The following is a 14,604-nucleotide window of genomic DNA, read 5'->3' on the forward strand; positions in this document are numbered from 1 at the left end:
GGCAGCAAGCTGCAATCTAAGGTGGACACGCGAGGGTTGGATGCTACGAGCCGCTTGTTGGGCGCTCTCCTGCATGCGGCGTCGGGGCCACTCCCTCACCGATGAACTCCACCCGGGCTCCGTGGTGACCATCGAAGCGATGCCAGATCTCAGTCACCTGAAATGATCCATCGAAGGCGGCGTCCGCAGTTGTCAACGCCACTCGACAGCCATGCCGCAGCGTCAAGACGGTGGTCACACAGCGAATGCGGGATATCCCCCGACGCTGACGAACGACCAGTGACAGGATCTCGTGGTCGAGTCGCAGGGGCGTGGGGTCTATGGTCCCGCCTGGCTGGTCGTCACCCTTCGCTCGGAGAACGACCCGCGGTGCAGCAGCCTCGCGCACGAGCAAATCGACGCCGTGGGCCTTGCCCGTGAAGATCGAAGCTCCTGCCAACGTCACCTCGAGCATGGTGTGCCCAAGCGACACCAGAGTTCGAAGTTCGGGCATGCTCTCCCGGTCGACGGTGAGTGAAGCGGCACCCCTGCCCTCCTTGCAGTGGACAACCAGGGACTCCAGGGCCACACCTAGTCGAGGGGGAACCTTGCCGTCTAGCGACACTCGAGGCATGACAACGGGAATGGGCGTGTCGACCATATGAAGACGATACGGTCAGCGTAACTGCGGGTGCGGTCCGCACTAGATCGGCGACATCTGTCCTCCGTTGCGCGCCAGATACTCCAGGACCCGGCCGCGGGCCGACGTGCCGAGCCGCTCTCGACCTAGGACGAAGCGCTGCCACAGATCGCGGCCATGCGCTGCGACATGTTGCTGCTCACCGAGGTGTCGGAGCGTGTCCAGCTCCCGACACACGCTCTCCAGCCACCAGCAGTTTGATGGCGCCGCGCCAGCGCTGGGCGGCCGTGGCATCTCGCCAGCCGCTCCGTCGCTTGCCTGATCCGCATGGGGCCTCGGCGATGGTGGAGATCGATAGGATGCGGGTCTGCTCATCGGTTCTGCCTTGGCGCTCGTGCTGCATACAGCCGCCCTAGAACGGACCGACTACGGCAGCGGAGACCGAATCGGCGGTCGCCTGCATCGAAGCGGCGACTCCGAGCGTGTGGGGCGGGGACTGGAACCACGCGATGACGGGCCGTGAGCGGAGCGGCTCCCAACGTGGTCGGCGATCCATCCTGGAGGGGCGCCCAGCTCGGCCTGCGACTTCCCACCGAGGAGGCACCCCACCAGATCCAGGGACTGTTGAGCATCGATCACAGCCTCGTGGAAGGGGGCTGAGCGTTGAGCTCTATCCCGCCTTCGCGAACGAGGCGAGGATCGCCGACACGACGCCTATGTCATCGAGATCTGATGTTGCGCACTACAAGATCGCTGGATAGCGCTCGCTGGCGGCGGTATGACGGCTCATCCCAATCGAGGGTGTAGGTGGGGTCTGAAGCCGCCGGTCTCGGGCACGTTGTCGTAGGCCGCGCGCCAGCCCCGCAGCCGGGCCGCCGGCACCCCCCGCGCGGGCAGGCTCATCGACGGGGGGAGGCTGAGCAGCTGGTGGTGGATCCGACTTACGTCGGCCGCGATCCGCTCGATCGGAGGGCCGGCAGGCCCCCTGCGCAGGGGGCGTGGTCGATCGCTGGGCCGAGCGGCCGGTGACGAGGTTCGAGCGCAAGGGGACTGCCGCCGGCCGCGGCATCGCCGACCTGCGGTACCGACGGACAGCCTGACCGACCGGGCGCAGCGCGGATCGGGTAGGTCAGCCGCCCCCGGCGATGTTGACCAGCCACGAGGTCCCGAACCGGTCGACGCACATCCCGAACTCGTCGCCCCACGGCTGGGTGGCCAGCTCGACCGTCACGGTCCCTCCGTCCGACAGCGCCTGCCAGTAGCCGCGCAGTTCCTCGGTGTCGTCCCCGCCGAGGCTGACCGCGAAGTTGTTCCCGGGCCGCAACGTCTCGCCCGGCAGCATGTCGGCGGCCATCAGCGTGAGGCCAGACGCTGTTTCCAGCTGGCCGTGCATGACCTGGTCGCCAATGCCGTGGTCGTCGGTGCCGAAGTCGCCGAAGTGGTTGATCGTGAGATCGCCGCCGAACACGTCCTGGTAGAACGCCAGGGCGGCCGAGGCATCACCCGCGAAGCTCAGGTAGGGGTTCAGTCGAGTGGTCATGGACCGACGATAGAGGGCTCATTTCCAATCGAGGGTGTAGGAGTTGGGGTCTGAAGCCGCCGGTCTCGAGCAGCGATCTGGCGATGTAGTTGGTCAGGTTGCGGAACCCGAGTGCGGACCCGCGGAGGTGCTCGAGGCGTCCGTTGAGCGCCTCGGTAGGGCCGTTGCTGGTGCCGGGTCGGTCGAAGTAGGCGAGCACGTCGTCAGCACGCTTCTTCAGCGTCCGGCCGAGGGTGATGACCTCGGTGAGCACCTTCGGTACGCCGGTGCTGATCGATTCGATCAGCTTCACCATCGCCTCTCGGCCACGCGCCCTGTCCTCGTCGCGGTAGGCGGCGACCATGCGCTGGTAGATGCCCCAGGTCGCTTCGACTTCGACGTGCGCGTCGTCGGCGAACAGTGCGGTGAGTCTGGTGATCTGCTTGTCGGTGAGCAGGCCGGTGCCGGTGTGCAGGGTCCGATGGGACTTGTAGAGCGGGTCGTCCTTGAACCCGTGGATGGCGAGCTGGACTCGTCGTCGGCACTTGTCGAGTGCGTCGCCAGCCAGGCGGACCACGTGGAAGGGATCCATCACCGCGACGGCGTCGGGGACTTCCTCAGCAGCTGCGGTCTTGAAGCCGGTGAACCCGTCCATCGCGACCACCTCCACGGCGTCGCGCCACGCCTGCGGACGCTCGTTGAGCCAGGTCTTGAGCGCCTGCTTGGAACGGCCCTCGACCATGTCCAACAGGCGGGCTGGTCCGGTGGCGTCCCGCACGGGAGTGAGATCGATGATCACGGTGACGTACTTGTCGCCGCGCCTGGTGTGGCGCCACAGGTGCTCGTCGAGCCCGATGACTTTCACCCCGTCGAACCGGGCCGCTTCGTTGATCAACAGCCTCTTGCCCTCCGCCAGAACCGCGCTGTTCGCGGTGTCCCACGCGACCCCGAGGCCTTCGGCGAGCCGGGCGACCGTGAGGTGCTGCACGACGATGCCCGTCAACGCCCAGGCCAACCCGGACCGCGAGAGCTTCGCCCTGGGCTCGGCTACGGCGCTGGTGTCCTGGCGCCACACGTGACCGCACTCGCTGCAACGGTAACGGCGGACGACGACTTCCAGCATCGTTGGCCGCCAACCCAGCGGCCCGTGGGCAAGTCTTCGGACCACGCTGTCGCGCGGCGCGCCTTCACAACCGCAACGCCTGCACCACTGATCGGGTTCGGCGACCCGGCACGCGAGGACCGCACGGTCAGGCTCGAGTCGCTGTCCAACGACTTCGAGGCCGAGCCGGTCGAGCCGGGCGAAGGTGGTTAGGTCGGGGCGGCCGAAGCCGACCGGCGGGGTAGCGTCGGGCACGTCGAGGTCTTCCAGATGGCGAGCGTGAGAACTTCCATCTTCGGGAGGCCTCGACTCCTACCCGCTCAACGACGCGCCGACGGACCCACAGGGCTACACCCTCATCTGGGAAGAGCCCAACAAGGCAGCTGGCCGGCTTATGACGTCGCCCTGACTTAGTGTCAGAAATGCTCGAGCGATGCTCTTTGAGGACACCGAAGAGTCAGTCGCGGAGGGTAACGCAGTGCCGGGGCGCACCGGAGTGACGCGACCCAGGCCCCTCGATTATGCGCACCCTTACGACCAACCGGTCCGCGATGTGTGCAGGGCGCCGAGGAAATCAGCGCCCAACTGTGCGATGAACGTCGGCGTCTGCCGGGTGGCTGGCGTACCTTCGGCGTACACGAGCGTCGAGGACCATTGTCTGCGATGCCTTTATGTGACCGTACCGAGGTTGGGAGCAGCACGCGTGGCGCGCGACGAGTACTCGTTGACAAACAAGACCGTGCTGCGCGAGCTCACCCGGCTGTACGCGGACTACCCACGCGCCGAGCGACATCGTGAAGCAATCCGCGTGCTTCGGTCCGACTTCACCTTTGCGCGCAGGTACCAGGATGGCACTTGGGCCGTAACGATGCGGTTCGGACCAGATATCGCAGCGATGTTTGGCATCACGCGAGACGTGATGATTATCTACACCCAAGCGACCGACTTGCAGCCACGCACCGTGGCGTCATTCCCCAAACGAGTGAGGGATCTGGCGACGCACAGGATGTGTGAAGATCACCTGGTCTTTGTCTCGACACGCGACCCGTTTGGCCGAGCGAAACTCGAGCGTTGGTCGCAGGAGAACCCGTTCGTTGCCCTCCCTCTTCCGGACCAAGGGGATGCGCCGAGACTCGCCCAGCAACTGCTTGTGGAGATGAAGCGCTCGCTCGCAAGCCGCAACCTCTACGACGAGACGCTCCCTGTCACGGGGCGAGACTTCTTCGGTCGCAGGCGCATCCTCACTCAGCTCCAGGAGGAGATCAGGCAAGGCAATGTGTGCGGAGTCTTTGGACTAAGGAAGACAGGAAAAACATCCCTTATCAAGGAGTTGGGTGCGCGGTTCGCGACCAGTGAGTCGTCGCGAATCTTCGTTTTCAGAGACCTTGAGACACTACCCATGGACAGTCCTCGCTTGGGCATCGAGTTCGTGCAGGATCTGCGGGACTCCTTCCTAAAGGAGTTCCGACGCCGCAATGTGCGAACGGCAGAACTGACGGATCTGTCGGGCCAAGCATCCGTTGGCCAGTTGCGGCGGGCGCTGCAGGCATCACTCGCCGACTGCTCGAAGCGAGGGATCCAGGTTGTCCTCGCCCTCGACGAAATCGAGTATCTCGTCGGGGACTCGAAGATGTTGGAGGCAGCGAGCCGCCCGGAAGTTCCAGAGATCCTCGGGGCCATTCGAAGCCTGGTTCAGGAGAACTCGAATTTCAACGTACTCATGTCAGGCATCACCAGTGCCGTGACGCATCGTGGCGCCCTCTATGGAGTCGAGAACCCGCTGTTCTCCTGGGCGAAGACCTACTACCTACAGCCCATGCTTCGACCGGAGATCTCCTCGCTCACTACCGAGGTGGGAAACCGTATGGGTATCCGTTGGGACGAGGCTGCACTCACCTCGCTCTTCGCGCACAGCGGTGGCCAAGTGTTTCTGCATCGAACACTCGCAGCCGCCGTCGTTGCGCAGGTCGATTCTGAGAGGGTGCAGCCGCGGCTCACGAGTGACGAGGTGGATGGCGCCGTACAGACCTGGAAGACAAACACCTCAGAGCGCCTGCGACAGATGTTCGAGTCGTTCTGGAGACACTACCCAGTCGAAGCCGATCTGCTGCAGACACTCATCGACGGGGACATGGACATTTCTGAGGTGCAGAATGCCTTCCCGGATGAGACCAGACGACTGATTGAACTGGACCTACTGGTCGAGGGTTCGGATCGCATTTCGCTCGGCACGGTAAGTCGGCGACTCAGAGATGACCGTGTCGTGGGTATCGCGTGATGGGGTCGCCCTGGTACCCCGAAGTCTTGGCGGCCGCACGGTTCCCTAGCGCCTTGGCGTTCGCGCATGTTGGAACATTCCACCGGACACCCGACTTCACCACGCGTGCCGCGAGCGGTTTCGACGATGCGACCGCTGCATGGCTGCCCGTTGACGGTGCGGAACTCACGGAATGGTGCCGTTCGCCTTCCCCCGATGACGTCGCGCTGATTGACCTCGACGGGCTCGATGTGCGAAGTCCTCGGACCGAGGAGATACTCAGCAATCTTCGTCCCGCGCTTACCGAAGCACGGGAGCAAGGCGCCAGGGTGGTGTTCGTATCCACAAGGCCGTTGCACGACTTCCCGGCCATGGCAGGTAGCTCGATCCTCCTTGATGCCGAAACCGTTGCGATGAAGCCCGTGACTGAGGGAGCAGCACGCGAGCTTGCCGCGAGCCTTGGCGTCGCCTCGCAAGCCTCACAGAGCAACGTCGCGGCGTTCGCCATCGGGAGCCGAGCACTCATATGGATGTTCTCGGACATCGATGCGTTGAAGATGGGCGGCAACCGGAAGCGAGCTCTCGCAGCAGAACGCGAGAAGGAGTTCGTCGTCACGCTCTTCGATGAGCTTGGCCCCGAACTCTGCACGTGGCTCGAGTACTGGCTTTTTGAGTGCCAGCAAGACCACCTTGACGCATTAGATATCGATGAACGGTTGATGCTGCCCCTCAAGGCCGCCGGTGTCCTCACGCCGCTAGACAACGGATGCTTCAAGCTGCTGCCCAGCGGCCACGAAGATGTTTGGCTTGCCGGCCTGAGGGAGAGTCTGTCGCGGGTTATCGAGCCACCGGCCTCGTGGACCGCGGTCGCGAGCGAGTTGTTCGCGCTAGAGCGCGAGGTTCGGCACCTGCTGGCACAGCACTATCAGGGTGTTCTCGGAGATGAGTGGGCCGAGACCGTTCTGGATCAGGATCGCGAGGGGATCATCGAGCTGGCTCGCCGCGATGCAATCCCGAATGCAGCGGCGCTCGCGGACGTCCGTAGTCCTCTCGACTGGCTCCAGATGTCGCGACTGCTCGAACTAGCAGCAGCGGAAGCAGCGGCACACGATCGGTTCCTCGGGCTCAACGAGCCTGAGTGGCGAAAGTTGGCGACCGATCTCCTCCCGGTCAGGCACCGGGTCGCCCATATGCGCTTGGTGCGCTCAAACGATCTGGAGGTACTGCGTCGACATGGCCGCCTGATCCGCCTTCGCAAGAAGACTGCGGAAGCGTCGGCGTCGGACGCCCACTAGGCAGCAACTCTGGCGCTGGGTGCGGGGACCTGACGGGGGCTTGGTGCGCCCATAGTGGGCGGTTCGACCGTGGGTCTATCTGGGCTGGAGTGTCCGCTCGGGGAAGGTCCTCCAGACTCGCCGTAGGCTGACAAGGTGAAGGCGGAGTTGGCAGCGGAAATGGCGCGGGAGTGCCTGGCGGCCCTACCTCAGCGCCGTGCCCACGTGGCGGCCGTCGCTGACCGAGCTCTTGATGTGGCCGGGCCTCTTGGGCTTGAGGGGGACCTGCTCGAGGCTGCCGCTTGGCTCCACGACATCGGCTATTCACCGCCGATCGCAGTGACAGGCTTCCACCCACTCGACGGGGCGCGTTATCTGCGCGCCGCGGGGGCGGACAAGCGTGTCGTTAATCTCGTAGCCCACCACTCTCACGCCGTCGTTGAGGCCGAAGAGCGTGGGCTGGCCAAGAACCTGCTCGTCGAGTTCCCATACGACGACACGCTCCCACACGACGCGCTGTGTTATTGCGATATGACCACGGGCCCTGATGGACAACGAATGACTGTGCAGGATCGGCTTGTTGAGATTCGAGAGCGCTACGGCCCGGACGACGTGGTGTCCCGCTTCATCACGAAAGCAGAGCCAGTGATCGTAGAGACTGTGGAGCGCATCGCCGGCAGATTGGATGCCTCCGTCGCTCAGTCGAAGTGAGGCGGCTGTTCGCTGGTCGCATGGGCGATGCGATCGCGCATCGAGTCGTGCATGGGTCGCGAACTGAGATCACCTCCGTTGACCCACTCGACGTGTGATGACTCGTCACTCGGCGTCGGCACGCCCGACACTGCTCGGCCGGTGAGGACGATGGTGAACTCCTGTCGCACCTCGCCGTCGCTCGTGTATTCGATGACGTGTCTGGGATTGGAGTAGATCCCAACAAGCGTGGTGATCTCACAGGTGACGCCGGTTTCCTCGCGGGTCTCCCTAACGGCGGCCTCAGCCACGGACTCACCGAGCTCGATGCCACCCCCTGGGAGTGACCAGTTTCCGTTGTCGGTGCGCCGGATCAGAAGGACCTCGCCCTGGTCATTGGTCACGATCGTGTTGACCGATGGGACCAAGCTGTTCGGCTCGGGCGCGTTCGGGTCATCCAGGTAGTCGATGCGGCGTCCCATGCAGGCAAGCGTGCCAAACATGCTCACACGACGTCGCGTCCTGTCTCCCAAACGCGGTCGAACGAGGTCAGGTAGTGGTCGAACAGTTGACCTCCGGGGATTCGCTGGAGGTGGAGGACGGGGTTCTGGGGCGCCTGCCAACCGTACGCATGCAAGTTGACGAGGGCCTGGTCGTCGAATCGGTAGATCGAGTTGTAGAGCGGCGTGGCGTGGGTGCGCACGTCAAAGTCGGCCTGGTTCCTCGCGGCCCTGGTGACGTCGATACTGAGCTGAGCGCGGACTCCCATCTGCTCGCCGATGCCCTCCTCGCGGCCCCTCTCCGACAGAACCGGTGCTTCGGGGTCGCCGAGTAGCACTCGGGTCCGCAGACCGGTGCGGGCCTTCGCGATCAGTCGCTCGAGGAAGGTCGGCTGGCTGTCCAACAGGAACAATCCCGAGTAAGCCAGCAGATCCACGCACTCCGTGGCCTGGTCGAGCAACCGGCTCCAAAGGTCGCCGGGTACAGCTCCACGGTGTGGGTAGAGGGAAAGCACCTCGGCCTGGCTCGCCGAGAGACGGCGTGGGTCGTCGAGTAGCTCCGGCCACAGGTATTCCTCTTCGCTATCCAGCACTGCGGCTGTTCGCTGACGGTGGCGTTGGTGCGGAACGCGGCCGACATCGAGCCAACGTTGGACCGTCTTTGGATCGACATCTACCTCAGTGGCCAGGTCACCAACTGTGATGCCGGCCGACTGCATCTGACTGCGTAGCCGTTCGTTCCCCATGCGCTCTCCCGAGAGGACGTGTTAGGACGTTTGCGGTCACGCTAGACGTCCTGAGCCGTCCCGGCTACGTGGTGTTGGCGTCCTGTGGACAACGGCTGAAGTGGAGGCAATCGCTCACCACACAGAGGAGTTCGTCATGGCGATGCCCCGCAAGATCCCTGTGGAGTTCGGTGTGGCCTTTCCCAACGGCGCGTACGCCGTCGGCGAGGTCCAGCCGGTCCGGGACTACGACAAGTCGACGCGCGAGCGGCTCGTCCAGGCCGTCGACCCCGACACGGGTCTGCTGCTGTGGTCGGTCGAGGTGGTCGACGGAGACCCCGACGCGAAGAAGTCGAACCGCACGCTGTCGGTGAAGATCACCGCCAAGGTGCAGCCGGTGCTTCCGGAGGCCCTTACTGGGCTGCCGTTCACGCCAGTGGAGTTCGACAAGCTGACGGCCACGGCGTACATCGAGGAGAACGGCGACTTCTCCAAGGTCGCGTGGTCGATGCGCGCAGCCGACGTCCGTGCCCCGGTCCGGGCGACCAAGCCCGCGGAGACCAAGCCCGCGGACGCCAAGTCGGCCGCCTGATGTTCGACGGAGCCATCGCCTCGACCTGGGGTGACTGGGTCCTCGGCGACCTTGCGGATGCCTTGAACCGTGCGAGCGTCGCTGTCGGACCCGGCACCCAAGTCGAGAGTGTCGGCATCGCGCCTCCGTCGGAGGAGAGCGGCGTGCCCACGGTGTCCGTCCTCATGACCGATGTCTTGGCGATCCGACGCATCGGGTCCGAGATCGTCGGCCTGTACGACGTCGAGCTCGGCCCCGCTCCAGTGCCCGACAGCTGGGCCGGCGTGCTCTTGGGTGTTCACCTCGTCCTGACTCCCGACCTCGGTGAGCCGACGTGAACGCCCGGGCGACCGCGACCCAGTGGATCCGGTTCCTCGACGCGCGTGATCCGGAGGACGCCGTGGGCCAGCTGCGCGACCTGGTCCGTCGTCTGGACGGCTGCACTGACGACCTGACGCGCGTGCTGAACGCCCTCAGTGGTGCGCCTGCCGACGACGTCGAGGAGGTGCTGCGCATCTCGCGGACCACGACCTACGAGGCGATCAGCCTGCTCAACGGCGCCGTTACCCGCATCCGACTGGACGACCCGGACGCTGCGTGAGCCATGCCTTTGCACGCCAGCCACCTTGTCGCCGAGCCCGTCGGGCCCGCCGGTGCCTTCCGTCGCTGGGCCGGCCACTTTTGCCTCGTACTCGGCGTGGGATGGCTTGCCTGGCCCTGGACGCTGCTGGCCCTTGCGACCGCTGCCCTGCTCGGTGGGCTGCTTCTCGCGTGGGCGCTGGGGTTGCCGGCATCTTTTGCTCGACGCACCGGGTCTGTTCGTGTGCTGGTCTGGCGTCGACGCGTGCGGCGCGACTGGCACGCCGTCTGCGCGCGGTGCGGCCTGGCAGAACGCGAGACGCCGCAGCTGCGTCGGAGTCGGGGCTCGTTCCCGTATGTCCAACTGCGGGTGCGCCCGACGCTCGGCCAGACGTCCCGTGACTTCGAGGTCGCAGCCGATGCCCTTCGTTCAGCCTTCGGTGCGGCGCGGATTCGGATCGAGCCTGACGGCCCCACGGACGTCCTGGTCACCCTGACTGTCGGGGACACCCTCGGCATCCCGTTCGCTGCGGCGACCGGCGCCTCCCCTGAGCTCGTGGGCTCGGTAGCCCTTGGCCGCCGGGAGGACGGCCAGGCATGGCGGCTGCCGATCGGTCCCCACACGCTCGTGGCGGGCTGCTCCGGGGCAGGCAAGGGGTCGGTCTTCTGGTCGTTCGCGTTCGCTCTGGCGCCTGCGGTGAGAACGGGTCACGCCCAGCTGCACGGTATCGATCTGAAGGGTGGCATGGAGATCGCCATGGGCCGGCAGCTCTTCACCATGTCGGCCACGGACGCGGCTCAGGCGGTTGCGGTGCTCGAGCATCTCGTCGACCTCATGCGGGCACGCGCCGAGGCGTACGCCGGCCGGGTGCGATCCCACACGCCGAGTCTCGTGGAGCCACTGCACGTCGTGATGATCGATGAACTGGCCGCGCTGACGGCGTACTGCTCCGAGCGCGACTTGCAGCGACGGGCCGAGACCGCGATCAACCTGCTCTGCTCCCAAGGTCGGGCACCCGGGTTCATGGTCTTCGCCTGCCTCCAGGACCCCCGCAAGGAGGTCATCCCCTCCCGCGGGCTGTTCACCCAGATGGTCGGCCTTCGCCTGAAGGACCAGTCCGAGGCCTCGATGGTGCTGGGCGAGACCGCGGTGCTCAGCGGAGCTCTCTGCCACCGGATTCCCCGCGACATGCCCGGAACCGGCTACGTGCTGCCGGAGGACGGCGGGCACCCGATCCGGGTCCGGGCGGGCTTCGCGACCGACGACGCGATCCGCGAGGTGGCCGAGCAGTTCGCGACCCCCAGCCACGTCCAGCTCCGGGGCGCCGTCCCCGCCCCTGTGACGAAGCGGCCCCAGCGGGCGCGTGCGGGTGGTGGGGCGTCATGACCCATGGGTGGAGGCACCAGGCGCTCTGTGCGGCGTTCAGGGGGCTGCCGTGGATCGCAGAGCCCGAGAACTGCTCGCCGGCCGCGGAGAGGGCCATGCAGTGCGTGTGCGGGGCCTGTCCGGTGCGCGCCGAGTGCGAGGCGTACGTCGACCGGGCCGGCATCGTGAGCGGCTTCTGGGCCGGGCGTGACCGCACCCCTGTGGATGTGTCGGAGACGGGAGGCGCCGCATGATCGCCGCCACGATCCCCACGGACGCGCTCCGCGAGGTGGCCGAGAACAACGGCGTCTGCACCCGACCGGTGGTTCACCAGGTGACGGACACGGTCACGAACCAGGTAAGCATCGTGGCCACCCGCTGCGGCGCCACCCTCGAGTCCAAGTGTGTGCCCTGCGCTCGGCGGAACCGGAAGCTGCGCATGCAGCAGTGCCGGGAGGGGTGGCACCTCGAGGAGGAGCCGGCATGCGAGACGGACCCGTCGGGGGAAGCTGACGCAGAGGAGGCCGAGGACACCGGGGTTCCGGACCGTCGGGGTCGGTCCACGCGCCGCCGTCAGGACGCGCCCGACCTCCCTAGGCTTCCTGTCGAGGACCGCACCGTCGGCACCGCCTTCACCACGCCATCGGGTAGGACCTACCGGCCGTCGATGTTCGTGACATTCACGTTGCCCTCCTACGGCCGGGTGCGGACCGACGGCTCGCCGGTTGACCCGCGTTCGTACGACTACAGGCGCGCCGCCCTGGATGCCCTGCATTTCCCGAAGCTGGTGGACCGCGTCTGGCAGAATCTGCGCCGCGCGACCGGCTACAAGGTCCAGTACTTCGCGTCCGTGGAGGCCCAGCGCCGGCTCGCACCCCACCTCCACGCGGCGATCCGGGGAGCAATCCCGCGCCAGCTCTTCCGGCAGGTCGCCCGTGCCACGTACCACCAGGTGTGGTGGCCGGCCCACGATGAGCCGCTGTTCACCGACGCATTCCCGGAGTGGGTCGAGGAGGTCGGGTACGTCGACCCGGCCTCACGCGAGCCACTGCCGACGTGGGACGAGGCGCTCGACGACATCGACGAGGACCAGGAGGCCGAGCCGGCCCACGTCATCCGCTTCGGCCGAGAGCTGGACATCCAGGGGATCATCGCGACCGAGGGCGACGCCGACCGCCGCGTGGCCTACCTGACGAAGTACCTCGCCAAGAGCTTCGGCGCCTCGTTCGGTGCGTCGGAGGAGCTGAACCGGCGACAGCGTGCCCACCAGAGGCGGCTCCACGACGAGGTCCGCTTCCTGCCGTGCGCGCCTCGCTGCTGGAACTGGCTCCGTTTCGGGATCCAGCCCCAGCACGCTGGTCCCGGGATGTCGCCCGGTGCCTGTCCGGCGAAGTGCCACGACGAGGAGCACCTGGGCTGCGGCGGCCGTCGGGTCCTGGTATCCCGCAGGTGGTCGGGCAAGACACTGGACCGGCATCGGGCCGATCGTGCCGAGGTGGTGCGCCAGACCTTGCTGGCTGCCGGCGTCGAGGTCCCGGACTCGCAGCGGCTGGCCGCGGACGTTCTTCGTTCGGACGGGCGCCCGCGCTACGCCTGGGAGTTCTTCGACCCGCGCCAGTCCCCGACTCCGCTGTATCGCCAGGTCCTGGCACGGTCGCTCGCGGAGCACCTGCGCTGGAAGGCCGAGTACGAGGCCGCCAAGGCGCGCGCCAGCCCGGCGAACGCCCCTCCCCGTCCTCCCGACAGCCAGCCCACCTCGTTCGGGGTTGCGCCTGTCAGGGGTGAGCGAAGCGAATCACGAAGTGACACGAAGTGCCCTTGACGGGCACAACGCCGAACGAACCATCGACCGTCGGGAGGACGGGACCATGGAACAGCAACAGCTCTTCAGCCTCAGGGCAGCCGACGAAGCGTTGGACGGCACGGTCGAGGTTCGGCCGAACCTCTGGCTGATGACCTCCGAGGACATCCCACCGCTGCTCTTCACCGTCGACGAGACAGCCCGGTTGCTCAGCATCGCCCGGCACCGGGTGTTCGACCTGATCCGGGAGGGCCGCCTCCGTTCGGTCAAGGTCGGGGCATCGCGCCGCGTCTCAGCCAAGGCCTTGTTCGACTTCGTGGCCACGCTCGAGGTCGAGGAAACGGGATGAGCGCCCAGCGGCGAAACCGGCCCCGCGGCGCAGGGACGGCCTACAAGCGGGCCGACGGGCGCTGGGCAGCCCAGATCTTCGTGACCGAGTCGGGGACGAACCGACGGGTCCGCAAGACAATCTACGCCAAGACGCGCAAGGAGCTGGAGGAGAAGCGGACCGAGCTGATCAGCGCGGAAGCCCGCCGCGAGCCGATCCCGCCCTCGAAACTCACCGTCGCCGCATACCTGGAGGAGTGGTTGGAGCACCTGGCCAAGCCTCGGGTCCGGCCAACAACCTTTGTCGCCTACCGGAACTACGTCGAGAAGTACCTGGTCCCCGGGCTCGGCTCCAAGCCCGTCGGACGCCTGTCGGCGCGTGAGGTGCGGCTGTACCTCGATGACCTACGCAGGTCTGGGACTGGCGCGCGGACGATCCAGTACCTCCACGCGACGCTGCGGGCGGCCCTGGAGGACGCAGTCCGTGAGGAGCTCATTCCGAAGAACGTCGCGAAGCTGGTCCGCGTGGCGCGGCCCGAGCGCACGGAGCGACAGCCGCTCTCCGTCGAGGACGTCAGGACCCTCCTCACTAAGCACGACGGTCACGAGATCCAGCCCATGCTGGCTGTCTTCGCGCTGTTGGGGATGCGTCGGAGCGAGGTCCTCGGGCTCAAGTGGGAGGACGTAGACCTCGCCGCCGGCTCCCTGAAGGTCCGGCGAGGGCTTCAGCGGGTCAACGGACAGCTCGTCGATATGCAGACGAAGACAGAGCGCTCGCGCCGGACGGTGCCGTTGCCCGCCTATGTCCTCGAGCTGCTGAGACTGCAGGCCGACCAACAGGCGAAGTGGCGAGTCGAGGCGGAGGGCGCCTTCACGGAGACGGACTACGTCTTCACCACGCACGTGGGAACGCCCATCGATCCTCGCAACTGCACCCGGGTCGTGCAGAACGCGTGCAAGCGGGCCGGCGTCCGCGTGGTTCGGCTGCACGACTTCCGTCACGGGTGCGTCTCGGTGCTTTTGGATCTCGGCGTGCCTCCACGGACAGCGATGGAGATCGTCGGCCACACGACCATTGAGATGACGATGAACGTCTACGGCCACGTCAGCATCGATTCGATGCGGTCCGCGATGGACCAGCTCGGAGACCTGTTTCAAGGACGAGGTGAGTGCAAGTGACGTCGAAAAGTGACGTCAGTCGGCGTCTGAACGTTCGGGCACTTGAGAGCCAGGTCCTTGATGAAATGCGAAACCGCAGGTCAGCGGGTGTGCTG

14 protein-coding genes and 1 pseudogene are annotated in these 14,604 nt (G+C 66.2%); 10 read left to right on the forward strand and 5 right to left on the reverse strand.

From position 1 onward, the window contains the following. Positions 1–43: 43 nt before the first annotated feature. The 3 genes and pseudogenes from EKO23_RS01900 to EKO23_RS01915 all read right to left on the reverse strand — a co-directional run. Positions 44–640, reverse strand: coding sequence for a hypothetical protein (locus EKO23_RS01900; RefSeq protein WP_134713515.1), 597 nt, complete (start codon positions 638–640; stop codon positions 44–46). 1,108 nt (positions 641–1,748) lie between these two features. Then, complete coding sequence (locus EKO23_RS01910; protein WP_134713517.1) at positions 1,749–2,159, reverse strand: VOC family protein; 411 nt, start codon at positions 2,157–2,159, stop codon at positions 1,749–1,751. Between the two features lie 28 nt (positions 2,160–2,187). Beyond that, positions 2,188–3,495: pseudogene (locus tag EKO23_RS01915) on the reverse strand (ISL3 family transposase); the annotation flags it as partial. A 448-nt stretch (positions 3,496–3,943) separates the two neighbouring features. Here EKO23_RS01915 and EKO23_RS01920 point away from each other — a divergent pair. From EKO23_RS01920 to EKO23_RS01930, 3 genes are all read left to right on the forward strand, one after another. After that, a complete protein-coding gene (locus EKO23_RS01920) occupies positions 3,944–5,518 on the forward strand; it encodes an AAA family ATPase (RefSeq protein ID WP_167880283.1) in 1,575 nt (524 codons plus the stop codon). A 53-nt stretch (positions 5,519–5,571) separates the two neighbouring features. Beyond that, positions 5,572–6,792 carry a hypothetical protein gene (locus EKO23_RS01925; RefSeq protein ID WP_134713521.1) on the forward strand — a complete coding sequence of 407 codons (1,221 nt, stop codon included), beginning with the start codon at positions 5,572–5,574 and terminating at the stop codon, positions 6,790–6,792. Positions 6,793–6,927: 135 nt separating this feature from the next. Then, positions 6,928–7,482, forward strand: coding sequence for an HDIG domain-containing metalloprotein (locus EKO23_RS01930; RefSeq protein ID WP_246050851.1), 555 nt, complete (start codon positions 6,928–6,930; stop codon positions 7,480–7,482). On the opposite strand, the gene EKO23_RS01935 is transcribed toward EKO23_RS01930, so the two are convergent. After that, a complete protein-coding gene (locus tag EKO23_RS01935; protein WP_134713531.1) occupies positions 7,470–7,943 on the reverse strand; it encodes an NUDIX hydrolase in 474 nt (157 codons plus the stop codon). The genes EKO23_RS01930 and EKO23_RS01935 overlap by 13 nt on opposite strands. 23 nt (positions 7,944–7,966) lie before the next feature. Further along, the gene (locus EKO23_RS01940) at positions 7,967–8,707 is read right to left on the reverse strand and encodes a helix-turn-helix domain-containing protein (protein WP_134713533.1); all 741 of its coding nucleotides are present in this window, start codon (positions 8,705–8,707) and stop codon (positions 7,967–7,969) included. A gap of 136 nt (positions 8,708–8,843) precedes the next feature. Here EKO23_RS01940 and EKO23_RS01945 point away from each other — a divergent pair, with 136 nt between their 5' ends. From EKO23_RS01945 to EKO23_RS01975, 7 genes are all read left to right on the forward strand, one after another. Further along, entirely contained in the window at positions 8,844–9,278 is a 435-nt protein-coding gene (locus tag EKO23_RS01945; RefSeq protein WP_134713535.1) for a plasmid replication, integration and excision activator, read from the forward strand. Next, positions 9,278–9,595 carry a hypothetical protein gene (locus tag EKO23_RS01950; protein ID WP_134713537.1) on the forward strand — a complete coding sequence of 106 codons (318 nt, stop codon included), beginning with the start codon at positions 9,278–9,280 and terminating at the stop codon, positions 9,593–9,595. Before EKO23_RS01945 ends, EKO23_RS01950 begins: the two co-directional genes overlap by 1 nt. Then, entirely contained in the window at positions 9,592–9,858 is a 267-nt protein-coding gene (locus EKO23_RS01955) for a hypothetical protein (protein WP_134713539.1), read from the forward strand. The genes EKO23_RS01950 and EKO23_RS01955 overlap by 4 nt, the downstream gene beginning before the upstream one ends. Positions 9,859–9,861: 3 nt before the next feature. Next, positions 9,862–11,223 carry an FtsK/SpoIIIE domain-containing protein gene (locus EKO23_RS01960; RefSeq protein WP_134713541.1) on the forward strand — a complete coding sequence of 454 codons (1,362 nt, stop codon included), beginning with the start codon at positions 9,862–9,864 and terminating at the stop codon, positions 11,221–11,223. 229 nt (positions 11,224–11,452) lie between these two features. Continuing rightward, the gene (locus EKO23_RS01965; RefSeq protein ID WP_175582647.1) at positions 11,453–13,024 is read left to right on the forward strand and encodes a replication initiator; all 1,572 of its coding nucleotides are present in this window, start codon (positions 11,453–11,455) and stop codon (positions 13,022–13,024) included. After that, on the forward strand, positions 12,984–13,352 hold the full coding sequence (locus EKO23_RS25750; protein ID WP_217702405.1) for a helix-turn-helix domain-containing protein: 369 nt from the start codon (positions 12,984–12,986) through the stop codon (positions 13,350–13,352). Before EKO23_RS01965 ends, EKO23_RS25750 begins: the two co-directional genes overlap by 41 nt. Beyond that, positions 13,349–14,509, forward strand: a complete 1,161-nt coding sequence (locus EKO23_RS01975; protein WP_134713543.1) for a tyrosine-type recombinase/integrase — start codon at positions 13,349–13,351, stop codon at positions 14,507–14,509. The genes EKO23_RS25750 and EKO23_RS01975 overlap by 4 nt, the downstream gene beginning before the upstream one ends. Positions 14,510–14,604 lie beyond the last annotated feature (95 nt).

Source organism: Nocardioides guangzhouensis (genome assembly GCF_004519545.1).
Classification (GTDB): domain Bacteria; phylum Actinomycetota; class Actinomycetes; order Propionibacteriales; family Nocardioidaceae; genus Nocardioides; species Nocardioides guangzhouensis.

Coding starts and splice junctions, on each gene's coding strand:
- EKO23_RS01900 (WP_134713515.1), bottom strand. CDS start 640: ATGGTCGACACGCCCATTCCCGTTGTCATGCCTCGAGTGTCGCTAGAC.
- EKO23_RS01910 (WP_134713517.1), bottom strand. CDS start 2,159: ATGACCACTCGACTGAACCCCTACCTGAGCTTCGCGGGTGATGCCTCG.
- EKO23_RS01935 (WP_134713531.1), bottom strand. CDS start 7,943: ATGGGACGCCGCATCGACTACCTGGATGACCCGAACGCGCCCGAGCCG.
- EKO23_RS01940 (WP_134713533.1), bottom strand. CDS start 8,707: ATGGGGAACGAACGGCTACGCAGTCAGATGCAGTCGGCCGGCATCACA.
- EKO23_RS01945 (WP_134713535.1), top strand. CDS start 8,844: ATGGCGATGCCCCGCAAGATCCCTGTGGAGTTCGGTGTGGCCTTTCCC.
- EKO23_RS01950 (WP_134713537.1), top strand. CDS start 9,278: ATGTTCGACGGAGCCATCGCCTCGACCTGGGGTGACTGGGTCCTCGGC.
- EKO23_RS01960 (WP_134713541.1), top strand. CDS start 9,862: ATGCCTTTGCACGCCAGCCACCTTGTCGCCGAGCCCGTCGGGCCCGCC.
- EKO23_RS01965 (WP_175582647.1), top strand. CDS start 11,453: ATGATCGCCGCCACGATCCCCACGGACGCGCTCCGCGAGGTGGCCGAG.
- EKO23_RS01975 (WP_134713543.1), top strand. CDS start 13,349: ATGAGCGCCCAGCGGCGAAACCGGCCCCGCGGCGCAGGGACGGCCTAC.